Origin of the sequence: Psychrobacter okhotskensis (assembly GCF_965638355.1) — a bacterium.
GTDB classification, from domain to species: domain Bacteria; phylum Pseudomonadota; class Gammaproteobacteria; order Pseudomonadales; family Moraxellaceae; genus Psychrobacter; species Psychrobacter okhotskensis.
Map to the genome: position 1 here is coordinate 335,423 of NZ_OZ281822.1, position 22,882 is coordinate 358,304.

The window sequence follows — 22,882 nt, forward strand, 5'->3', positions numbered from 1 at the left end:
GTCGTTCCTGACTCAGCGATAACGTCCCTAACCAAGCGCCTGCAACCCTGTGCTGCACCAAGTATATCCGCTGCAATCAGGGCTAAACCGCGCCTTCGAATAACTATCGTTTATTGATTCAGAATAACTTCTTCCTCGGTAAACCATTCTTCAGAAACAACATAATCTTTAACAGCTTGTGGATTTTCCGAATAGACAACAATAGCTAGGCTTTCTTGAGCACGACTACAAATAACGTAGAATAGACGGCGTGTTCTATCTAATACTGTTTCTTTACCTTCTAATATATTTTTTTCATCAGTAGTAGATAAAGATGTTGCTTCAAGCATTTTGTCATATTTAAAAAAGGAACCACCAGACTCTGAATCATTTAAAATAGCTAAAACTCTGGGATATTCCAACCCTTTTACACTTTGATGAGTAGAAAACCCTAACCCATTCTCGATATACTTAAAGTAATTTATTAATTGCACATAAGGTGCTTTAAGAGCCTCTTTCCATACAATCAACGATTTAGAAATATTTTGTTCAGTGTCGTCAAAGTCAATACATACTAATAACTTTTCAGAGATTTCTAACAATTCGTTATGTTTTATTGACAATAATATTTCACTAGTTGAATGTTGATTAATATCTAGACTCAAACTAAAACTATTAAGACTTTCACTAACTTCCCTAATTACTCCTGATGTAAGTAATTCATTATTTTGCATGCGAGGGCAATTAGCTTCTAAGATACGCATTATGGTAAAATCATCTCTTTCAGAAACGGCATCAATTAATGGTTTAAGTTGTTCTCTTAAGAAACTAATAATGGAACCAGTTCCCTGTAATAGGCTATCTTTAGTATTAGTGTGTTTACTAAGAGGTTCATAGAAATCTAAAAAATCGCCTCTTTTTGCGGACATCTTGTGTTCTAGAACCAGAGTTTGAATATCATTTTGCCATTTTTCATCATCACAAATCTCGTTCATTTGATTTTTAACTGACTGTTCAAACTGTGTTATATCAGTGATTGCACTGTCCGTCACGAATAACCTTACAGTTCCATCAATTATATTTGTATCAACAGGTTGAGCTTGTTGCAATTCATCGGTGAGCATTCTTATTTTATTAATGAGACTTCGTACACGGTTGGGACAACGGTAGTTTTCTGTTTTTATAGGTGTTTCCCAGTCAGCTGGTAAATTTTCAAGAATATCAGTATAGCCATCAGAATATATGCGTTGCATTAAGTCACCAAACAAGCCTATTGTAATTTGTTCAGGTAGTTGTTCTTGAGTTTGGATTAATGCTTGGAGTAAGTCTTTTTGCGTATCTTGGCACTCATCAACGAATATGATAGGAAATTGATTTGCTATGACTTTACGCATCAGCTCATGTTGATTTAAAAAATAGGCGCATATTTGGATAACATCACTATGATTCAATGTACCCTTACCAAAAAGTTGTTGCGTTGCGCTATAGATAAAATCATTGACTGAATTTAATTCGTCTAATTCTGTTTGTTTCTTCAGTTTATCAATTCTATATTTAGCTTTAGTAGCATCTTTTCGTGCATTTGTTACTTTATCTTCAAGTTTAAGCACTTGTGCTTCTAACTTAGTTCTCTTCCAAATTCTTATATCTTCAGTAAAAGGCTTAATTAGTTCCCAAGCAAAGCTATGAATCGTTGAAACAGTGAATAAGGAGTCATGTTTAAGTCTATGCTGTATTTCATCACATGCTGCATTAGTATAAGTAATAACTGCTACTTTTTGACCTCTTATTAACATTTCGTCTTTTTTAGTCTTTTTAATTTGTTGTAATAAGTTCACCAGCGTTCTAGTCTTACCAGAACCTGCGCCAGCAAATAATAAAAAGCTGCTATTAGACTCAATATATTCGTATATTTGGCTGTCAACTCCTATTAGCTCAAAGTTCACTGATTTCTCCAGTAGAAGTGTTTGCTAATTCATTAGCTAACCAATTTAATCCTTCATCAATGTAGTTCGGTACAATTAGCTTTTCTATATCAACCTCATATAATATGTTTAATGCCATAACAGCCTTTGTACCTGATAGAGCGTTAAACATATCTTCACACACTTCATCGATATTATCTTTACGCGTAGCAGCGCACATATTCTTTAACATACCGATAAAATCTGAACTTTTAGACTTAAATAAATTAAAGTTAGATAGAATCAGTGCATCTTCAAATGTATAAGGAATAGCCTTATGTATCGAACCTTCATCAAATTCAACATCAACTTCTATTTGGTAAGCAATTCTTGTATTGTCTATAATCTTACTACTTTCATCTAGGTCTAATACTGCTTCCAAATTACGGTCAGTCAATTTTAACCAATGTGTTAATTCGTCACAGTTTGAAGTTTGTCCCTCTCCTCTTATAGGTCTCGCTTTCTTACCATCTAAACCTTTTGAATCTAAATCAGTAATCACCAATGTGGGCAAATCTAGTGCATCGATTAAAGGTTTAAATTTGTGAGCATATGCACCTCCAACTTCTAAAATCGAGAGGTATTTTGAAGTTAATTCAGGATATTTTTCAATAATGAAATGTGGTATGAGCATCCTTTCCGCTGAACCTTCGACCATTATTATTGCATCAGCAAAGAATAAATCACAGTGCATAACTCTAAGATAACGAGAAACGAATTTTTTAGTCTTTTTAGCGTCTTGATCTCTCCCTGAAAATACTTTTGATAAACCAATAGTTTCAGAGCAAGGGTAGTTATCACTAGTCTTTTTTCTTTTGAAGTACGTTAAGGTGTCAAAACCTGATTCGTGAGCAATATAGCTAGAATGAGTACTAATTATTAAATGCGTAGTAAAGCCGTCTGGTGCACCACTATTTAAAATTGTGTACGAATTCCTAATAAATATTTGCTGAGCCTGAGAGTGTAGATGTGCTTCTGGTTCTTCTATCAAAACTAAATGTATAGGTTCAACAATATTATTTTCATCTATTGAGTCTTTAGCTTTGTTCTTTCTTAACCATTCGTCTCTAAACTTTAGCAATTGAAAGAATATAAAAATGAGATTTCTATAACCCAGTCCATTGTGTCTTTCTGGTAACTCATGACCTGTCTGCAAAGCATTCTGAGTACTAAATAATAGAGTCGTATTCTGTTTGAGAATTGATGCTGTATCTATTTCACTTTTTAGAGTAATACTAGGGTCGCCATGGCTACCTGGATAGCCTAACTTGCTCAGTTCTATCATTAAGTCTGCAAAGTCGTCATTAAGTTGAGTACTAAATTTGCTTTGGAGCTCTTCAACTTGCCTTAGAGTCTTTATGTCATCAGAAGTTGGAGAAGTTTTGGGGTTTATATGCTTATCGTAGTAAGAGCCTAAGTGTTGCGATAAACTTGTTGCAGTTGAACTTGGATCATCAGAATCATCAAAACCTCTTTGAGCAGGTACAATACTGACCTTAAATATTCCATTAAAAGGGTATTTAGATAGTTTTTTGAAGTTACTAGTCTCTGTATTTGAATCCAAAAGGTATGCTTGAATACCGAAAAAAGTATTTAAATTATTACCAATGTTAAGGAAACCCCACAGATTCCTAGGAAATAATAAGTCATCAGCATCATCTAATAAAGAATCGATAGAGCCAACGTATTCACTAAACTTCTCTTTTAATATATTAATATCTTTAGGTTCAAATAACAATCTTATTGAAATCTCTTCATTATTCCAGCTCAATGACGGTATTATATGTTTGATTTTGGGTAGGTCTCTGTCTTGAATATCATCCAATGATATCTCTAATGTTGGACAGAAATGTTGAATTTCATCTATAGACCAAGCAGCAGAAAATTTATCTATGAGTTCGATTTTATTCAAAGGAAAATCAGTAACTTTAAACCTTTTTTCATTACTACCTAAAAAAGCCATAAGACAGTACATGGCTGATGTTTTACCACTATTGTTTGCTCCAACAAATAGTGTGGTTTTATCAAAGATTGATATAGTACAGTCATCCAATTTTCGAAAATTCTTAATTTTTATTTTACTTATTTTCATTTTCTAAGCTTCCTATCCATGAATGAGTATTCTAATGATACTAACGTTAGTTATTACGTTACTCTGCAAGAATCATGCAAAAAGTCCTACCTCAAACAGCTACATTGTCATTGTGAATGAAGCACGTTTCTACATAATTAATCATCGTCTGAACTATTTTTAGCCTCCCCCCGAGCCTCAGCAATCAACTCCTTCACCCTAGCACTCTCTCTCAACACACAAGCCTCATATTCAGAAAGCGACTCAGTCTCCTGTTGCTGCTGACTTTCCTGCTCCTCTTTAGCCTTTGCTTCTAAATACTTCTCAAGCGCTTGTTGCTCATCATTTTGTGAATGGCTCATGACTGACCCCTTATATTATTCATGTTCTGATGCTGCTATCCGATTAAGCATAGCGGCAAGTCTTGCATTATTTTCTTCGATATATTTATCGCCCAGCGTGATTATTTCAGCGGGTGATTGTACGGTTTCAGGGTAGTTGCGAAGCCCACTCTGTATGTAATCAGCTCCATTCGTTACCATCTTGACGAGACTCTCTTTGGTCACTTCAAAATGACACTGCCAGCCTACAACCCAAGTGCCAAGCGCTTTATGCTGTGGTGTTTGATAAATAAACCCTTGATTCACCCATGCTTCCGAAGTGGCAATAGCAGTTGCGCCTTGTGGACAGTCAAAACCATCGCCATGCCAATGAAATACCGTAAAAGCTTGCTTAGGTAAATTCTGTAATAGAGGATGTGATTGTCCTTCTGCCGTCAAGCGAATCGGCAACCAACCGACCTCTTTTACGTTAGCTGGCTGGACGGTAGCGCCCAAACAATGCGCGATAAGCTGCGCGCCTAAGCAAACGCCGATCACCGTTTTTCCAGCATCAATAGCTTGTCTGATCAAACGTTTTTCATTGGTTAACCAAGGATATTGTTCCTCATCGTGGATACTCATTGGCCCACCCATCACGATGAGCCAATCAAAACTGTCGTGTGTTGGCAATACATCATTATTGTGAGGCAGGGCGTAGCTCATGCTATGATTTTGACTAATTGCCCACTGCTTGATGTAGCTCAGGTATTCGTAATCGGTATGGAATAGCGCGTGGATGCGTAGCGTCATAATAGATACCTTGTGCATAAAAACAGTCAAGCAAATTGCTTAGCCACAAATCTTCAAATACTGACGCACCACCTTATCCATCCCTTGCTCAAGCGACTCGATAGTGAAAGCGTGACCAATCGATACTTCCGCGACGTCACCAAGACTGAGCAAATCGGCTAAATTGTCTAAGTTCAGATCATGACCCGCATTGACGCGTATACCGTTTTCACTGGCGAGGTTGATGCAATCGCTAAAGCGTTGTTTTACCTCATCGAAATTATTATTCCCATCATTCTTAGCATTATCATAAGTGCGTGCCCATTCTTCGGTATAGACTTCAATTGTTTGCACGTCGCTATCGATAACGGCTTTGATCTGCTCGATATCAGGATCGATAAATACCGCACAGCGCGTACCAAAGGCTTGTAGCTCATGGCTGAGTTCTGACAGCATGTCTTTATGCTTGATGATATCGAAACCATGGTCAGAGGTCAGTTGATCTTCGCTATCAGGTACGAGGGTACATTGATGCGGTTTGACTTCACGAATAAGCTTTAGAAACTGCTGATTCGGATTGCCTTCGATATTGAATTCGATACCTTTATAATCGGTTAAAAACGCACTGATATCATAGACGTCTTGGTAGCGGATGTGACGTTCATCAGGTCTAGGATGCACGGTAAAGCCTTTGACGCCAAGATCAATTAGCTTTTTCACGAAATACAGTAGATTGGGATAATCTGTACCGCGAGAGTTACGGATTAACGCCAGCTTATTCAAATTTACGCTAAATAGGGTGCTCATAGTATTTCCTTTTTCATTATGTTTATCTAGTCAGTTCAATATAAGAACCATACAGTGTGACTGGAATAAATGTTTCGCAGCCTCTGTCGGCGTAGGCACAGCAAGCCAGAAAAATTATTTCAGTCACGCGTTCTAGGGCGTGTCCTCAATTCAATCGATAAACCTCTAAATGGGCTAAAAATGGCTAAATTTTGTTAAACATCGTCAAAGAGCTAGGTAATATCCCGATATTATCTGCGCTATTTTCCTTGTTTGACTGCAATTTATTTCATTTTTATCTCCATTTTTCAAATGAGGACACGCCCTAATACGAACTATCTATTTTATTTAGTATCTACTATCAATTAATTATTAAGGCCTAATACCTAATTTTAGTAGAAGTCATCCCGACCAGCATACTTCTTATTCAGGGCTTTTAGGATAGCATAGGTCTCCACATCCATCTTGCCCGTTGGCTGCTGTGGTCGAAAGTGCAACTGAAACGCATAAATCACATCACGGCTTGCTTTATCCCATTCATTAGTATCATTGATTTGATAACCATAACGGCTAAAGGCTTGCTTGATCTCAGGTATCGTTGCCGCTGCAAACGCGTCTTGATTCATAAAGAACTGCTTATCAAAGGCATCGTACCAAGCGCCGATACCATATTGCTCATATAGCAGTTGCCAAGGGAACTTCGCACCCGGATCAATCTTGCGCGAGGGTGCCATATCGGCATGACCGATGATGTTCTTCGGTGAGATGTCATAGCGCGTGGCAATATCCTGTACCAATTGCGCGACCTTTTTAATCTGCAATTCATCAAACGCCACATAATGCTCGTAAGGATGATAGTCGAGGTCGTCGCTCTTTAGCGCATTTCTATACTGGGGCTGAATGCCAGCGTTGACGATTTCGATACCGATAGAGGTGTCATTGAGAATGGTTCTACCCGAAAAGCCGCCATCGCCCGCGTGCCAAGCGCGCTCGCTCTCAGGTACTAAATTGTAAATCTTGTCATCGTCATTGGCCAAAACCAGATAGTGAGCGCTGACGTCACCCGTGGTCAATGTTTTGATCGAGCGATCATTGTCTGAGACCGTATAATGTAGGACGATGGTTTTGATGCGCTGGCTTTTACCGGTAGCTTGATAGGTATCGCTGTCGATCGTATAACGCGGCGCTGTCGTTGCCACGCAGCCGATGAGTGGCAGGGTCATAAACAGTGTTAATACTGATGCTAACGCAATCGAGGTAATATTTTTTGCCATGAAATGCTCTGTGTTAAAGGTAAAAGGGTGCTTTGTTTCAGCTTATTTAGCGCATTATTGAAGGCTATTTCCCTCATTCACTGGAATGATTCTCTTATAACCAATTGCGCCCAAAATAATAAAGAAGCCTAACAGTATATAAGCATTCAGCGATAACGCCGCGGGTGAAAAGGGCAGCAGTAATAATGAGATAAAGATGATGCTAATCAATACCGAAAGATAATTTAGCAGACCTGCTTGCTTCTTTTTGCGCTCATTGATGAGGTCGGCAGTCGTAACATAAGCAAAACCAACGGTAATGCCTAAGGAAGCCATACTAACGATATCGAGCAAATAGTTTCTGCCAAGCCAAGGTGAGAACAGACATACCAAAGCGATCAGCATCACCGTTTTCGTCTTACTAAATCGATGATTTTTATCAGTAAAAATACTGGGTAATAAAGACGAGTCTCCCATCGATTCTAGCAGCTTGACTGACGATAGTATAAAGCCATTGATACCGCTCAGTATCGAGCCAATCATGGCAATGGATAGCAGCCAAATACCGATGCTACCGATACGATTGTCTATGCCTTCACCTGTCGCCCAATTGCTGTCTTTAATCGCTTGATAATCAAAGTTCATATTGAGGGCGGTAAAGTAATTGATCAAAAAATAGAACAAAACACCAGCGACTAGCGAGATTAAGATGATACTTTTGGTCTTGGTTTTTGAGTCGCTAATCGCTTTGGATATCTGCGGTGTGGTCTCAAAGCCGACGTACGCCCACGGCATCACCGCCAGAATAGGCAACCATGCCAAACTGGTGATCGAGCTACTTTGCATATCCGTGGGCAAAAATGCTTGTGTCGTTGGCGTCGCCCAAAGCGAGGCGAAAAATAGCGCGCTGACCGACAGAATCATAAATAGGGCGATATATAATTGGATTTTCGCCCCGACGCGCACACCCTTTAAGTTGATATAGCTGAATAAAATGATAGCGGCACTACATAGGAACACCTCGCTGGCGTAGACCTCCCAACCAGCAATCGTGTACAAATAGCCTATTTGTAAGCTGCTCGGTAGCAGATATCTTAACAGCAAGGCAACGGCTGATATATTGAGCGCGACGATGGAGATATAGCCTATTGCCACGCCCCAGCCATAAACATAGGCGTGTTTTCTATTAAGATACTTCTCAATCCAATAGATACCGCCCGATTCGTTCTCTGGCGTTTGGGTCAGTAAATTAATATAAGCGCGCGCCACCATATAAATGGCCAACGTACCAATGATAATGGCAACAGAAGAGCCTAACAGCTGCGACTGCGGCAAAAATAAATCGCCCGGCATGACATAAGCACCCCAGCCGATAATCGCGCCGACGCTAATCGCAATCGCTTGCAGGTAGCTGATACTTTCAGTCTTGTCGCTCATATAATCCTCCTTGATTATTAGAAAATGAGAGCGAAATACCGCTGATTATAAAATGAGTTTGGGACATGAAAAACCTTGCTGTCATTATGAGGGCGTAAGAATTATCGATTCTAAATAAGAAAGTCATCATAACGGTTTTTTCTGAGCAATGCTTTCTCAATCCTTTTGAATTTTTTTAGCCAAAACGGTTTTCCAGCTATCTTCCAAGTACTCAATCGCAAGCCATGGCTCAATGACATCTGCGTCAAATTTTTCTTTTGAGTTCGACAGTTGCCACAGTGCTTCAAGGGTGGCAAACGGATAAGGACGTTCGATGAGATAGACAGGCAAGTCAGCGTCAATCAGCCCATCACGTACCACTTGAAAGTACCAGCCAGCGATACCTTGCTTAGTCACCCATGCAGCGATATTGGGTACTTTGGTGAACTGTCCGATTTGGTCATTGATTTTGTAGCAAGGTCGTCGTGGTTGGACGATGCGTAACTGCACGCTTTCTTCACTGTCTTTTTTGTCTTGATCATATTGCCCATACTGATAGACGTCTCCAATACAAACAGTCGATTCATCCATCTCTGGCAAACCATTCACCGCTTCGGTCGTCAGATTTTCCCCTAAAGTACCGATACGCACCTTTAAGCCAAACTCAGCGTTAATCTTGTCATAAGTAGCGATGGGTAATTGATGCACGGCTTTTAGCGGACCACCATGATGGCGTCGGTCAGCTTGTTCATCGGTGCTTAAGCCCATAAAGTTGACGGTAACGGGCGCTTTGATTGGCGCTTTGTCGATAGCGCTCATCTGTTCACGGGCGAATGGCATGGCTTTGCCAGCACGGACGCAGGTGAGGTTGGCAATATGCAGTGGTAGAGGCTGGTTAAAATCAGAGGTATTTTTTTGGCTAAAGGATTGTATGCTCATGAATTTTCCTAATCTATAGGGGTTTACTAGAGGTATGGCGATGTCATTGTTGGGAGTCATGACGAGTATTATCTTAGCCTAATCATTTATCTGATTATACGGTTTTAGTATTTTAAAATTTATCAGTGCTTTAGAGTTTATCAACAATCTAAAATTTAAATAAAAAAAGACCAGAATAAGTATCTGGTCTTTTTGGTTTTGCATTTTCTATTGATTAGGTAATAAACACTATCATTTGTTTTTATTGCGGCGACCGGCTGTTTTCTTTTCACGCGGCGTGGCGACCAGCTCAGCCAATTGCTCAGGCGATGACCATAGACCTTCTAAGTCATAGAATTCACGCGCTTGCGGGGTCATCATATGCACGACCACAGCGCCCAAATCAATCAATGTCCAGTCAGAGTCGATGCCGCCTTCGCGACCAAGTGGCATAAAGCCTGCTTGCTTGGCTTCAGCGCCGACACTATCAGCCATCGCGCGCACATGGCGCTTAGACGTACCGTCAGCGATGACGATGCGCTCCATTACGTCAGTTAAGCTCTCGACATCCATTACGGTAATGTTTTTCGCTTTCATATCATCTAGAGCGCTTTGGACAAGGGTTAAACACTCTTGCAAGCGTTCGTCATTCATGGTGTTGATCATAAAATGTAATCTCTTAAATCGTAAATATTAAAAATAAAGGGGTCAATCGTCAATTTGCCATCTCGCACTGAACCGATATAGGCAGTGATGTATGGAGATAGGATAGACAAAAAAACAAAGATAAGGCGATTTTAACGGAATTGAGCAGCAGAATATAGCTGATGGGCAATAATATATTGATAAACAGCAGGATTTAGCCATTTAGCGAATGGATTGAATTCAGTATTGCTAATGATATCATTTATTGGCGGTATAGATGTGATTTGCGTTTCGGCAGCGGGCAATATATTTACTTGATGGGCAGCCTGCTGTAGCTGCTGGCGTAACTGTGTACTCGATATGGCTAAGACAGGACGCATGTCTAGATAGATGCGACCTTGATGACTGCTTTTCAAGATAGGACTGTCTGTTAAATGTCGAGTAGGCGGTATCACAAGCTCTGTAACTGAATCAACAATTAAGGATGGCAGCGGCATAGGAAGTTGCGATTTTAATGGGGTTGGTAACGTGGTCTCAGGGAGATTTTTATAAAACTCAGCATTTTCCTCGCGATTAAAAATCCAGAGATTGACATCCTCTGTCAGCCTAAGTCCATCTTTCCATTTATCTAAGCTGCGCGCGCTGTCCATGCCCATGATAAATATCAAGCTGTCGTTTGGGTAGCGTCGTCTTAACGTGCGCACACTATCGATTGTATAGACGGGCGGCTTCTGCCACAGCTCAAGCTCACTAATCTGTAGTGGCGACTCTTGCGTCGCTAGCTTTAGCATCGCTAGGCGGTGCTCCGGATTGGTGCTTTTATCCTTAAAGGGCGAGCGGGCATTGGGCAATAATGACACCTGCAGCGCGCGCTGTTGTTGCTTGGCTATCGGGAATAAGTGCTGATAGACGTACATCGCCATTTGCAAATGACCGTTATGTACAGGATCAAATGAGCCACCCAAATAGGCACGAATGGCGGGTGCAGTCGTGTTTTGATTTTCTTTTTTCTGCTGAAGGACTATATCTGACATAGGATTATTAAAATTAAATGGATTGTTAAAAATAATAGAGTTGTTAAAAATAAATGGTTAAGAAGAAAATAAGCGACGCAAATGAGCCAGTCTTGCATTGTAGAGGGCAGGCGCGCCGTTGTCATTAGCTGATAATAACTTGCTAAGAAACCAATGATTAAGAATAATTGTGACTAGGGTTTATTCCTATTAAAAAAGCCGACTATCATAGTGATAATCGGCTCAATTGCCTCATGATTTTAAGCCAAAGCATGCAATGATTAAATAAGATCGCTATGCGCTTGGATGGCGGTTAGGGCGATGGTATAGACGATATCATCGACTAAGGCACCACGTGACAGATCGTTCACGGGTTTATTCAAACCTTGTAGCATCGGCCCAACACTGACGACATTGGCGCTACGTTGTACCGCTTTATAAGTGGTGTTACCCGTATTGAGGTCTGGGAAGATAAAGACATTGGCCTGTCCAGCAACAGGCGAATCTGGCGCTTTTTGCTTGCCCACACTCATGACCGATGCCGCATCATACTGTAACGGCCCATCGACTTTTAGATTCGGTGCGCGCTCGCGGACGATTTGGGTGGCGCGGGTGACTTTTTCGACATCAGCACCGGTTCCAGATGAGCCAGTTGAGTAGCTAATCATCGCGACTTTTGGATCGATGCCAAAGGCTGCTGCAGACTGTGCCGATTGGATGGCAATCTCTGCCAGCTCTTCCGCATTGGGATCTGGGTTGATGGCGCAGTCACCATAGACGACCACTTGCTCAGGCAATAGCATAAAGAACACAGACGATACCAAAGAGTACTGCGGCGCGGTCTTAATCAACTGGAATGCTGGGCGGACGGTGTTGGCAGTGGTATGAATCGCACCCGAAACCAAGCCATCGACTTCGTCCATCTGTAGCATGATGGTACCCAAGTACACGGTATCTTTCAGGTATTCAGCAGCGACGTCTGCGCCAGTTTTGCCTTTACGACGTTCAACGACCGCAGCGATATATTTGCTCATATCGAGGGTGTCAGGGTCGAGAATCTCTAGACCTTCTGGCAGGGTTAAGTCACGGTTTTTAGCCACTTGCTCAACGTCTGCGCGCTTGGCAAGCAGCACGCAATTGGCGATACCACGGCTTTGACAAATACAGGCCGCTTCTACAGTACGAGGCTCAGAGCCTTCTGGTAGCACGATGCGTTTTTTGGCATTTTGGGCTTTTTTAACCACTTGATGGCGGAATGCCGAAGGAGACAAGCGCGGCTCATGATTTTGGCTAAAGTATGCTTTAATCCAGCTCAGATCCAAGTGTGCTGCCACATAACGAGCCACTTCTTCCGCGCGTGCCACATCATCGCTTGGAATCTCAGAGCTCATGTGCATGAGGCTCTGTACCGTCTCAAAGCTGTCGCTTTCGACACTCATGACAGGAATGCCAGTTTTGAGCGCTGATTGCCAAAGCTCAGCCACTGTCGGGCTTGGCACGACGCCACCGGTCAATACCAACCCTGCCAATGGGATACCGTTGATACAGGCTAGCCCTGCAGCCAATAACAAATCATCACGATCACCGGGGACGACGATCAGGGTGCCACGTTTGAAGACTTCGTCGATGCGTGCCACTGAGCGTGCGGTTAAGCTGATACGATTGATACGACGTGTTTTTGCCTCACCGACATTGAGCCAAGTAGCGTCAAGCTCGGTGGCGATATCCCAAGTACGTGGCACGGATAGTGAGTCGCTAAATGGCACCACACCGATTAAGTGAAATTGTTCGGTATTAAAAAACGGTGACAGCCGCTGCACTTCTTGTATGAACGTGCTGTCCAAGCTGATTATCGCTTCACCCGGAGCAACCGGCTGGGTCTCAAAAGTATTGGGTACATCGTGGACGCGCATTAAGATGCAGCCCAAGGTACGACTGCTTGCCATACCGCCAAATTCGCGGGCGTGTACATCTAACTTATCGGCTAAGTAGGCAGGCTTGCCAGTATCAGCGGTGCTGACAAATATAATTTTGGCATCTAACGCATGAGCAATCGCGCGGTTGATTTGTGAGGCATAAGAGGTCTCGGTGGTTGATACCAAGCCTTCGCAGATGACCACATCATAATCATCCCCAAGCGTATGATAATTGCCGACGACCTCTTCCATCAAGTCATCAAGGTTGTCATCCCCAATCATGCGTTCGACGTGCTGACGGCTGATAGACTGAGGTGGGTTGAGGCCAAAAGCATGCATGGTCAACGCACTTGAGCTGTCCAAGCTGTGTTGTTTATCCAGCGTGTCATCTTGCAAAAACGGCTTCATAAATCCGGCTTTGATACCGTTATAGTCAAAGGCGCGAATCAGACCAAGCGCGGCTGACGTCACCCCGATACCGCGACTGATAGGAACAAGTAAAATGGTTTGCATAGTGTATCCTACTGTTTATTATATTTTTAAAGCTCAATCCATCCTTGATGGCATGAGAAAAACGTCTAAATGTTCATAAAGCCATCAGACTTATTTTAAACCCAAAGCATGACAGGTTTCTTGGGCGATACGGAGCTCTTCATCGGTCGGTACAACCCACAGCTCAATGGTGCTACCATCACCGTGGAAACTGCCTTCGCTACCACCAACCAAATGAGCATTCTTATCGGCATCTACTTTGATACCAAAATGCGGCATCATCTCCAAAATGCGCGTGCGCGTGGTGAGAGAGTTTTCACCGATACCGCCAGTAAAGACAATGCCCGTAAAATTAGGTAGGGCACAGCTTAAGCTGGCAAGATATTTAGCGACACGATAGCAGAACATCTCGATAGCGAGCTTGGCATCTGTATGACCTTCGTTAGCCGCTTGCTCAATGGTACGCAAATCATTTGATAAGCCTGAAATACCGAGCAGACCACTGTCGCTATTGAGCATTTTATCAATTTCTTCTAGGCTCATGCCCAGTTGACGCTTCAGGTGGATATGTAAGCTTGGGTCTACATCACCGCTGCGCGTGCCCATCATTAGACCTTCAAGCGGCGTCAGCCCCATGCTGGTATCAAGACTTTTGCCATCATAGACAGCAGTCGCTGAGCAACCATTACCCAAATGCGCGGTGAGCCAACCATGTGGACCTTTCGCGCTCGTAATTTCGCTGGCGCGTTCTGACACATACGCATGAGACGTGCCATGGAATCCATAACGGCGAATTTTATGCTCTTCGTAAAGGGCTTTTGGCAGCGGATAACGAAAGGCCACCGGTGGCATGGTTTGATGGAAGGCGGTATCAAACACGACCACTTGTGGAATATCAGGATAAATAGCTTGTACCGCTTCGATACCCAAGGCGTTGGCAGGGTTGTGTAGCGGTGCCAATACTTTTAGACGCTTTACCTCTTCCAGAACGTGATCGTCCACGCGTACGGCTTCAGAGTATTCACGGCCACCATGTACCACGCGATGACCAACCGCAATGAAGTGATACTGCTCAAGGAGTTCAAGGATTTTTTGTAGTGCTAGCTTATGACGACCACCGGGAATAGAGATTTCGAGTTTTTCGCCGTTTAAGGTGGTGTGTTTGATGCGGGCAGTATCGAGGCCTAAGTTTTCAGCCAGACCAGTGATACGAGTCGTTTCGTCATCGCTAATAAGCGCGTATTTGATAGAAGAAGAACCGCAGTTAAGTACTAGGGTAGGATTGGTTAGGGTTGATGTGTCAGAATTTTTATCGTCAAAAGTGGTGGTTACGCCGGCGCTCATACTCTATCCTTAGATTATATTTTATAAGTGGTGAATCATTATAGATTAACACGGGTTAAATAAACAAAAACCAGCCGTATTCACGCTGACATAGGTCAAACAAGAATAGTGCTGATTTTGGTCATTCTCGCACTGCCATACTTGATAAGTGTCGATGAGTCGCTGGCGAGCGCCTCGTCACAGCTGCAAGGTTTGACTATAATGTAACATATTTTTGTGCGTATACCACGACCACGATAAGGTTTAAATTCAGTACTGAGGGTGTAATTGATACAACTGTACACCGAGTATCACTGGTGTTTAATAGCGGCTAAAGCACTAAACCCATTCGCAATATAAATTGTAAGAAAGTTTGTCGAAGAACTTTCATCTCGCTATTTGCTGAAAAAATCGGTTATCTGACATTACTTTTAGAGACACGGTTGCAGTTATAGTCAAAATACCCTAAAAATGCGACGGTATTGCTGATATCAATTTTTTGCAGCCTCTGTCTGCGCAGGCACAGCAAGTAAGAAAAATGGATATCAGCAGACCTAATATTTGAATGTTCAACAGCCTCTAATATGACTATCAATTCTTGATGGATTTTCGGGTGATACTAATCGATAGATTTCTGAGCGCTAGTGTCAATGCTAGTATGATTGCTACTACATGGTTTATAGTCACTATGCGCACAGCTTTATGGAATAATGCTATGATTAAACCTTGTTGTGTCGTCCCTGTTTTGGTGATCCAATTTTCATTTGGTTTTTTACTTATACGGCTTATTTTAGCGCCTCCACAGCATTGCAACGTTAAAGGTTCTCTACGCTATGTTTATTAAACACCATTTTTTGAAGCCTAAATCTGCTGACGTATTGGTTAGCGGTAGTCGCCGAGCCTTCTATACTTTTCTTATTGGCAGTACCATGATGCTTGGCGTGTCAGGCTGCGGGCAAAAAGGCGATTTATATTTAGTAGATTCCAGTAGCCAAACCGTGCAAGAAAGTACCGATAGACTCAATAGTACCAGCAATCCGCAAGACGCTGCCTTCGCTGGTGTCGATGACGATAACTATCAAAAAGAGCGCTACCTAGAGCAGCAGCAAATACTGCCCGAGCCGAGTACCGATCCTAACGACTATTAGGACACGTCCTCTATTCAATCGATAACCTTTACCCTTGATAACCTGATGAAATTAGAGAAGTTTATATGAGTCATTCTGAGCAACAAACCGGCATCACCGATTCCACCCTTGGTGAGTCAGTCACGACCCAAACTGAGCAAGGATTGTATGTCGATCCTCAAGCCTTGACCGCCCATTTACCAGCACTGCACTATCGCGACGACGCTTTATATATGGAGCAGGTGAGTGTTGCAGCATTGGCCAAGCATTATGGTACGCCCTGTTATGTGTATTCAAAGCAGGCGATATTAGATGTCTATCAAGCCTATACTGATAGCTTCGCCAGTCTAACGCATCAGGTTTGTTATGCGGTAAAGGCCAACTCTAACCTAGCTGTGCTCGGTATATTAGCGCAGGCGGGTGCAGGGTTTGATATTGTATCGCGTGGTGAGCTCATGCGAGTACTGGCGGCAGGTGGACACGCTAGCAAGGTCGTTTTTTCAGGCGTGGGTAAAACCAAAAGTGATATCGAATATGCTCTGACCCAAGGTATTGGCTGCTTTAATGTCGAGTCCATTAGTGAGCTGACCTTAATCAATGAGGTCGCTCAGCAGTTAGATAAAGCTGCACCAATCTCACTACGGGTCAATCCAGACGTCGACGCCAACACCCATCCTTATATCTCAACTGGCTTAAAAGACAACAAATTCGGCATCGCCCATGAAGATGCGGTCGCGGTCTATCAACAAGCAGCAGAATTATCGCATATCGATATCGTCGGGATTGATTGTCATATTGGCTCGCAATTGACTGAGGTTGCACCATTTGTTGCCGCACTCGATAAGGTTATTGAACTGGTGCATAGCCTGCGTGACAAAGGTATCGAGCTACGTCATATCGATTTGGGCGGCGGCTTAGGGGTACGTTATATTGATGAAACGCCTGTCTCTATCGATGAGTTTGCCGAGGCGTTATTGCCTAAATTAAGCGCACTTGGCCTGACGGTATTCTTTGAGCCCGGTCGTAGTATTGTGGCCAATGCTGGTATCTTATTGACCACAGTTGACGTATTAAAGCCAACTGAGCACAAGAATTTTGCCATTGTTGATGCGGCGATGAACGATTTAATTCGTCCGGCTTTGTACCAAGCTGAAATGGCGGTGATTCCTGAAACGTTACCGAATAAAGGCTTGGATACTGATGGTACGCAGCCGTGGGATATCGTTGGTGCGATTTGCGAGACAGGGGACTTTTTAGCAAAAGACCGTTTATTGTCGCTCGCTACAGATGATGTTTTAGCGATAACGGGTGCCGGTGCTTATGGCTTTGCCATGAGTAGCAATTATAATTCGCGTCCGCGTGCCAGTGAAGTAATGGTGTCCGGAAATCTTCATCAATTGATTCGCAAACGTGAAACCATTGAAGCGCTATATGCAGATGAGACATTGTGGCAAGCTGATTAATATTATTTCCGCGATATTTGAATATTAAAAAACCCACTATCGTGCTGATAGTGGGTTTTTTTATGGTAGAAATTTATCAAGGTGTTGGTTTTAAGGGAGAAATATAACTTAGTATTTGATAGCGCTGATAATTATCATTGTATCTGACAGCGTGCTAATATAACGCATACATAAAAATAGGATAGGACTCAAGGATATGCTCATAGAATTTACAAAAATGCATGGTCTGGGCAATGATTTCATGGTCATCGATTTGGTGACTCAGCGCTTAGACTTGACCAAGGACTTGGTGCAATTATTGGGTGATCGTCATCTGGGCATTGGCTTTGACCAATTGCTCGTGGTTGAGCCACCCATGCGCCCTGACGTTGATTTTAGTTATCGTATTTTTAATACCGATGGCACCGAGGTTGAGCAGTGCGGCAATGGCGCCCGCTGTTTTGCCCGTTTTGTCCAAGCGCGTAAGCTGTCATTTAAGCAGCGTCTGCGTGTTGAGACGGCGAGTGGTATTATTTCGTTGACGACTGATCGCTACGGTTGGGTAGAGGTCGATATGGGCAAGCCGAAATTTGAGCCAAGCGAGATTCCATTTACCCCGCGAGCCACCACCAAAATCCAAAACGCTTTTCATTTAGACGTTAATGGGACGCCTGTGCAGCTTTATGTTGCCAATATGGGCAACCCACATGCGGTGATCAAGGTTGACGATGTACTTGATGCTGACGTTGAAACCTTGGGCAAAGCGATTGAATCGCATCCGGCCTTTCCCGACCGTGTCAATGTCGGCTTTATGCAAGTGATGAACCAGCGCCATATTCGCCTACGTGTCTATGAACGCGGCGTCGGTGAGACCCAAGCCTGTGGGACGGGTGCCTGTGCAGCAGTGGCTATCGGTGTCCGTGAAGGCTGGCTTGATGAAGGCGAAGATGTGCGCGCGCAACTTTATGGCGGTAGCATGATTATTAAATGGCAGCCGGGCTATTCGGTCATGATGACGGGGCCGACCGCCTTTGTTTATGAGGGCGTATTTAGCCCAGATGGCTTAATGGCGCAAGCGGGCATCAAGCCCAATCCAGAAGGCTAATAGACAATGACGACAGCGCCTACAGTAGACTCTAAGTCAAAATCATGGCTATCCGCTGAGCTGGCAGCCACGATAGAGCCAGACGCTGTGCTACGAGAATTATTGGCACCAGTACATCGTTGGCTAAACACTTTGTCAGTGCGCAATCATTCAGCACATACATTGACCGCTTATTTTGCTGGACTAAACCAGTTGGCGCTGTTTTTACGCGGCAAGCGCCTGACGTGGACACGCTGCGATAAACGCCAACTGGCGCAGCATATTAGCCAACGACTCGATGAGGACAAACTTGCGCTTGCTAGCGTCCAGCAAGAGCTGTCCGCCATCCGCCACTTTTACGGCTGGCTAATCGAGGAGGATTTGGCGCGTATCAATCCAACGACCGGCTATCAGCTTAAACGCAGTCCTAGGCCGCTACCGTCGATCGCCGACGTGGATTTACTGACGCAATTGCTAGATCAAGAAATCCCTGATACGCCAGAACAAGCACGCTTATGGTTGCGTGATAAAGCGATGTTTGAACTGCTTTATAGCAGCGGTCTACGGGTCGGCGAATTGGTCGCCCTAGATATGGCAGATATGGATTTGTCCGAATTGCGAGTACGAGTAACTGGTAAAGGCAATAAGACGCGCATAGTACCGTTAGGTGTAAAAGCCGCAGAAGCAATTAGCCGTTATCTACCGCATCGTAACCTGTGGGTGGAGCAGATGGACACGGCGCTATTTATCAGTGAAAAATTGGGCACACGCTTGTCAACGCGGGCAGTGCAGCAACGTCTAAAAGTCGCGGCAACGCGGGCAGGCATTGCGCAAAATATGTATCCGCATCTATTACGCCATTGCTTTGCCTCGCACATGCTATCTGGCAGCGGTGATCTGCGGGCGGTACAAGAGATGCTTGGGCATAGCGATATTAGCACGACGCAAATCTATACCCATGTAGATTTTGCTAAATTGACACAAGTCTATGATCGCGCACATCCGCGTGCCACGCATGCGCAGAATGACAAAGATTCAACGTAGAATATGAATTTTCTAAAGGCTAACGTTCTAAAATTTAAAGCTCTAAAAGCTTTCTTCTAAAAGCTTTATTTTAAAATAGACCAGATCGACCCTTAAGCCAAACGATGACAGTCAAAGATAGGCATCTTTTGCCGCCCTTGGGCTTGAGCTTCTTTATCAAAAGTTGCCAATATGACTTCATAATTTTTCTGTTTTTCAGTCACCGCTTGACTATTTAGTTCACTATTATCATAGCTATTTATAATGGTGCCATCATAAGTGGTAATGGTAGTATGTCCCCACGTCTGTCGCGTACTCCCATTTTTATAGACATGATCGCCACCTTGTGCCGCGCCAATCACCATACATTGACTGTCTAGCGCACGTGCACGCAGCAACAGCGACCAGTGTGCTTGTCCCGTCAAATAAGTAAAGGCGGATGGCGCGCTCAATACGTCAGCACCTGCTTGGCGCAAACGCTGCGCCAAAGCAGGGAAACGTAAGTCAAAGCAGACCATCATGCCCAATTGATAAACAGCATCATTTACCTCAATCGGTACAACCACTGTCTGCGTGCCCGGCTCAAACGTGGCGGCTTCATTATAGCTGCCTTGCTTATCTGCTACCGTCGCTGTAAATAAATGAATTTTGTCATAGCGTGCAACCCTTTTGCCATCAGGGGCAAATAACTGGCTGACTTGGCGCAATCTACCATCAGGTACGACCAACCCATCTGGGCGATAAGCGCAGGGTAGGGAGCCGACCAGCACATAAATGCCATAGGTGCGGGCGTAGTCTGCCAACGACGCTGACAGGGCATCAAATTGCTCAGCAGTAGCAAATTGCTCACCCATGCTACAGCAGTTTTCTGGTAACACAACCAGCTGAGCACCTTGGGCGCGAGCATCAATGATGGCGGCTTTTATGTCCGCTAAGTTATTGTCAATGTTTTGCTGGCTGTTCATTTGGATAGCGGCAATGGTAAATTGCGCATTATTTATAGGTTTATTCATCGTTTGTTTCTCAGTTATCTTTAAGCTGACAAGGCGCTTATCTCACCTTTGTTATCATAAGAGGCTTGTCATTATTAATAGATTATATACACGTAGGACTCTATTTATTCAGCCCATCATGCTGGTGACTAAGCGGCTTTGTGAGATAGAAGTCAAAAACTCATGCGCATAGGGTATAAATTATCATAGCAAAATTGTGGCAAAAAATGCTATCGTCATGACCTGATATCATAAAGTCACCGCCTGAATCAGCATAACACATAGTCGATTTGATATAATTGAGACACCAGAAAGGCAAAGGCATGTGCGTGACACTACGGCCACTAGTAGACTAAGCAAGCCTGATAACGTATCTGATTTATATCGGGTCGACTATACCACCACGATTGGAGTGTAATAAGCTACCCATGAGTATGTCGTTCGGATTGGCGACCACGCTAAGCACGTCACAGAAGCTCACCCCGCAAATGCAGCAAGCCATCAAATTGCTGCAGCTCTCTAGTCTTGAGCTTGCGCAAGAGGTTCAGGCCAAGCTGGATAGTAATCCGCTGCTCGAACGTATCGAGGAGGAGGAAGACGAGTACGAGAGCATTAATGATGCGATGAGGGAGGAGTTTAGTGAGCCATTAACCCTCGATACTTGGAACCAAGGTGCTAGCGCTGATTCATTCGCCGCGTCATCGAGCACTGCCACTTATGATGATGACAGTACGAACGACTATAGTGATGGCTCCATGGATAGCTTCGATAAGCTGCAACAGTCTGGTGTCGATGATGGCGCGATAGATTATCAAGCGCTGGATAACGATGACTATGGGCGCTTTGATACGGACAGTTTTGATGCCAGTCATTTCAGTGCGGGCAGTGCCTCCAGTGCACTAGCACGACCAGATTATGATGAGTTTGATAGCTATCAAGGTGGCACCTGCGCGACGATTCAAGACCATGTACGTTGGCAGCTTAACTTTAAGCGTCTCTCCGAAACGGACACGCTGATTGCAGAATATCTGATGGACTCGATGGATGATATGGGCTTTGTGCGCCTCGATATTGACGAGTTACTACAAAGCTTTGAGACCATGGCAAGCTTCTATCAATGGGAAGAGCGCGTTGAGCACGATGAAGTCATGGCGGTACTGCGTGTTATTCAATCGTGTGATCCATTGGGCGTTGGTGCGCGCAATCTGAGTGAATGCTTAGCGATTCAGCTGGCCAAGCTCGATGCTGATACTCGCTATCTAAAAGAAGCGCAAGCGCTATTGTCCGCCAGTGAGCATCTGGTCAGTAATAATATCAAGGCGCTGACTGAGCGCACAGGGTTGGCGCCTGCGCAGATTACCCCGGCGCTTACTCTATTGCGCAGCTTAAATCCTTCGCCAGGTCTACTGTTTCAAAGCTATCAGCCAGACTACGCGCAACCACCTGCCAGCTATGATATCCCTGATGTGCTGGTTACGCCTATCCGTCGCCACCATACTCAGAACATCAGTAATGGCAACAGAGCCGATGCGACTGCGCAAGTCGATGGCTGGCAGGTACGCCTGAATCCTGACACCTTACCAAAACTACGGGTCAATCAAGAATATGCCAATTTGGTCAAGCGCGGCGATGACAGCCCAGACAATCAATACTTGCGTGAAAACCTCACCGATGCGCGGCTATTTATTCGTAGTATTGAAGAGCGCAATCAAAACTTATTAAAGGTAGCGACCAGTATCGTGCGCTATCAGCAAGATTTTTTGCAGTATGGGGCGACTGCCATGCAACCATTAATTCTAAAGGTCATCGCTGAGGAAGTTGATTTGCACGAATCGACCGTCTCGCGGTTGACCACCAGCAAAAGCATCTTGACACCGCAAGGCTTGTTTTCGCTTAAGCATTTCTTCTCCTCGCATGTCAGTAGTAGCGACGGCGACATCTCATCAACAGCCATTAGCGCGATGATTAAGCAGTTAATAGGGGATGAAGACCCTAAGAAACCGCTGTCTGACAGTCGCATAAAAGACCATTTGCTTTCAGAAGGCATCGATATTGCTCGCCGAACGGTGGCCAAATATCGTGAAGCGATGAATATTGGCTCATCTACCCAGCGCAAGCAAAAATATTAACTGTCGTAACTCAATGACTTATCATTAAAGTCAGGCAACCTTCAATATACCTGATTATAAATATAAAAAATAAAATTTTTTGATTATATAGAAACCTGAAAGAAACAACAGTTTTTATTACATTTAATTACAATTTACTGTCTTGCTACTAACCTGCTTTCATGACAAATTAGAGTCATACCAAGGATCAAAACGAAGCA

The 22,882-nt window shown here is 43.7% G+C and carries 18 protein-coding genes; 5 read left to right on the forward strand and 13 right to left on the reverse strand.

Features of this window, described 5'->3' with window-relative positions:
• Window positions 1-110: 110 nt before the first annotated feature.
• From ACSUPM_RS01420 to ACSUPM_RS01475, 12 genes are all read right to left on the reverse strand, one after another.
• Window positions 111-1,925 carry a UvrD-helicase domain-containing protein gene (locus ACSUPM_RS01420; RefSeq protein ID WP_436880113.1) on the reverse strand — a complete coding sequence of 605 codons (1,815 nt, stop codon included), beginning with the start codon at window positions 1,923-1,925 and terminating at the stop codon, window positions 111-113.
• The gene (locus ACSUPM_RS01425) at window positions 1,915-4,035 is read right to left on the reverse strand and encodes an ATP-dependent nuclease (RefSeq protein WP_436880114.1); all 2,121 of its coding nucleotides are present in this window, start codon (window positions 4,033-4,035) and stop codon (window positions 1,915-1,917) included. Before ACSUPM_RS01425 ends, ACSUPM_RS01420 begins: the two co-directional genes overlap by 11 nt.
• A 137-nt stretch (window positions 4,036-4,172) precedes the next feature.
• Window positions 4,173-4,376, reverse strand: coding sequence for a hypothetical protein (locus ACSUPM_RS01430; protein ID WP_436880116.1), 204 nt, complete (start codon window positions 4,374-4,376; stop codon window positions 4,173-4,175).
• 15 nt (window positions 4,377-4,391) lie between these two features.
• Window positions 4,392-5,144 (reverse strand): type 1 glutamine amidotransferase, encoded by a 753-nt coding sequence (locus tag ACSUPM_RS01435; protein ID WP_436880117.1) that lies wholly within the window; start codon window positions 5,142-5,144, stop codon window positions 4,392-4,394.
• 39 nt (window positions 5,145-5,183) lie between these two features.
• Window positions 5,184-5,930 (reverse strand): pyridoxine 5'-phosphate synthase, encoded by a 747-nt coding sequence (locus ACSUPM_RS01440; protein ID WP_436880118.1) that lies wholly within the window; start codon window positions 5,928-5,930, stop codon window positions 5,184-5,186.
• A 371-nt stretch (window positions 5,931-6,301) separates the two neighbouring features.
• Window positions 6,302-7,183 carry an N-acetylmuramoyl-L-alanine amidase gene (locus ACSUPM_RS01445; protein WP_436880119.1) on the reverse strand — a complete coding sequence of 294 codons (882 nt, stop codon included), beginning with the start codon at window positions 7,181-7,183 and terminating at the stop codon, window positions 6,302-6,304.
• A 54-nt stretch (window positions 7,184-7,237) separates the two neighbouring features.
• Entirely contained in the window at window positions 7,238-8,599 is a 1,362-nt protein-coding gene (locus tag ACSUPM_RS01450) for an APC family permease (RefSeq protein WP_025651910.1), read from the reverse strand.
• A gap of 156 nt (window positions 8,600-8,755) precedes the next feature.
• On the reverse strand, window positions 8,756-9,517 hold the full coding sequence (locus ACSUPM_RS01455; RefSeq protein WP_101211642.1) for an MOSC domain-containing protein: 762 nt from the start codon (window positions 9,515-9,517) through the stop codon (window positions 8,756-8,758).
• Between the two features lie 231 nt (window positions 9,518-9,748).
• Window positions 9,749-10,162, reverse strand: coding sequence for a ribosome silencing factor (gene rsfS / locus ACSUPM_RS01460; protein ID WP_037025541.1), 414 nt, complete (start codon window positions 10,160-10,162; stop codon window positions 9,749-9,751).
• A gap of 131 nt (window positions 10,163-10,293) precedes the next feature.
• Window positions 10,294-11,175: a nicotinate (nicotinamide) nucleotide adenylyltransferase gene (nadD, locus tag ACSUPM_RS01465; RefSeq protein WP_101211641.1), complete on the reverse strand. Its 882-nt coding sequence runs from the start codon at window positions 11,173-11,175 to the stop codon at window positions 10,294-10,296.
• 260 nt (window positions 11,176-11,435) lie between these two features.
• Complete coding sequence (pta, locus tag ACSUPM_RS01470; protein ID WP_025651914.1) at window positions 11,436-13,583, reverse strand: phosphate acetyltransferase; 2,148 nt, start codon at window positions 13,581-13,583, stop codon at window positions 11,436-11,438.
• A gap of 90 nt (window positions 13,584-13,673) precedes the next feature.
• Window positions 13,674-14,906 (reverse strand): acetate/propionate family kinase, encoded by a 1,233-nt coding sequence (locus ACSUPM_RS01475; RefSeq protein WP_025651915.1) that lies wholly within the window; start codon window positions 14,904-14,906, stop codon window positions 13,674-13,676.
• Between the two features lie 812 nt (window positions 14,907-15,718).
• On the opposite strand from ACSUPM_RS01475, the gene lptM reads away from it, so the two are divergent.
• From lptM to ACSUPM_RS01495, 4 genes are all read left to right on the forward strand, one after another.
• The gene (gene lptM, locus ACSUPM_RS01480; protein WP_101211639.1) at window positions 15,719-16,033 is read left to right on the forward strand and encodes an LPS translocon maturation chaperone LptM; all 315 of its coding nucleotides are present in this window, start codon (window positions 15,719-15,721) and stop codon (window positions 16,031-16,033) included.
• Window positions 16,034-16,245: 212 nt separating this feature from the next.
• Entirely contained in the window at window positions 16,246-17,475 is a 1,230-nt protein-coding gene (gene lysA, locus ACSUPM_RS01485) for a diaminopimelate decarboxylase (protein ID WP_201566145.1), read from the forward strand.
• 196 nt (window positions 17,476-17,671) lie between these two features.
• Complete coding sequence (gene dapF / locus ACSUPM_RS01490; protein WP_025651919.1) at window positions 17,672-18,559, forward strand: diaminopimelate epimerase; 888 nt, start codon at window positions 17,672-17,674, stop codon at window positions 18,557-18,559.
• A 6-nt stretch (window positions 18,560-18,565) separates the two neighbouring features.
• Entirely contained in the window at window positions 18,566-19,582 is a 1,017-nt protein-coding gene (locus ACSUPM_RS01495; RefSeq protein WP_173239266.1) for a tyrosine recombinase XerC, read from the forward strand.
• Between the two features lie 92 nt (window positions 19,583-19,674).
• Here the strand turns inward: ACSUPM_RS01495 and ACSUPM_RS01500 are convergent, their stop codons facing one another.
• Window positions 19,675-20,574: a carbon-nitrogen hydrolase family protein gene (locus tag ACSUPM_RS01500; RefSeq protein WP_201566090.1), complete on the reverse strand. Its 900-nt coding sequence runs from the start codon at window positions 20,572-20,574 to the stop codon at window positions 19,675-19,677.
• Between the two features lie 407 nt (window positions 20,575-20,981).
• Between ACSUPM_RS01500 and rpoN the strand changes: the two genes are divergently transcribed.
• Complete coding sequence (rpoN, locus tag ACSUPM_RS01505; protein WP_201566091.1) at window positions 20,982-22,682, forward strand: RNA polymerase factor sigma-54; 1,701 nt, start codon at window positions 20,982-20,984, stop codon at window positions 22,680-22,682.
• Window positions 22,683-22,882: the final 200 nt, after the last annotated feature.

Excerpts from the sequence above, each read along its gene's own strand:
- ACSUPM_RS01440 (WP_436880118.1), bottom strand. The coding sequence starts at position 5,930 with ATGAGCACCCTATTTAGCGTAAATTTGAATAAGCTGGCGTTAATCCGT.
- ACSUPM_RS01475 (WP_025651915.1), bottom strand. The coding sequence starts at position 14,906 with ATGAGCGCCGGCGTAACCACCACTTTTGACGATAAAAATTCTGACACA.
- nadD (WP_101211641.1), bottom strand. The coding sequence starts at position 11,175 with ATGTCAGATATAGTCCTTCAGCAGAAAAAAGAAAATCAAAACACGACT.
- rsfS (WP_037025541.1), bottom strand. The coding sequence starts at position 10,162 with ATGATCAACACCATGAATGACGAACGCTTGCAAGAGTGTTTAACCCTT.
- ACSUPM_RS01435 (WP_436880117.1), bottom strand. The coding sequence starts at position 5,144 with ATGACGCTACGCATCCACGCGCTATTCCATACCGATTACGAATACCTG.
- ACSUPM_RS01455 (WP_101211642.1), bottom strand. The coding sequence starts at position 9,517 with ATGAGCATACAATCCTTTAGCCAAAAAAATACCTCTGATTTTAACCAG.
- ACSUPM_RS01425 (WP_436880114.1), bottom strand. The coding sequence starts at position 4,035 with ATGAAAATAAGTAAAATAAAAATTAAGAATTTTCGAAAATTGGATGAC.
- rpoN (WP_201566091.1), top strand. The coding sequence starts at position 20,982 with ATGAGTATGTCGTTCGGATTGGCGACCACGCTAAGCACGTCACAGAAG.
- lysA (WP_201566145.1), top strand. The coding sequence starts at position 16,246 with ATGGAGCAGGTGAGTGTTGCAGCATTGGCCAAGCATTATGGTACGCCC.
- pta (WP_025651914.1), bottom strand. The coding sequence starts at position 13,583 with ATGCAAACCATTTTACTTGTTCCTATCAGTCGCGGTATCGGGGTGACG.
- lptM (WP_101211639.1), top strand. The coding sequence starts at position 15,719 with ATGTTTATTAAACACCATTTTTTGAAGCCTAAATCTGCTGACGTATTG.
- ACSUPM_RS01450 (WP_025651910.1), bottom strand. The coding sequence starts at position 8,599 with ATGAGCGACAAGACTGAAAGTATCAGCTACCTGCAAGCGATTGCGATT.
- ACSUPM_RS01500 (WP_201566090.1), bottom strand. The coding sequence starts at position 20,574 with ATGAATAAACCTATAAATAATGCGCAATTTACCATTGCCGCTATCCAA.
- ACSUPM_RS01445 (WP_436880119.1), bottom strand. The coding sequence starts at position 7,183 with ATGGCAAAAAATATTACCTCGATTGCGTTAGCATCAGTATTAACACTG.
- ACSUPM_RS01495 (WP_173239266.1), top strand. The coding sequence starts at position 18,566 with ATGACGACAGCGCCTACAGTAGACTCTAAGTCAAAATCATGGCTATCC.
- dapF (WP_025651919.1), top strand. The coding sequence starts at position 17,672 with ATGCTCATAGAATTTACAAAAATGCATGGTCTGGGCAATGATTTCATG.
- ACSUPM_RS01430 (WP_436880116.1), bottom strand. The coding sequence starts at position 4,376 with ATGAGCCATTCACAAAATGATGAGCAACAAGCGCTTGAGAAGTATTTA.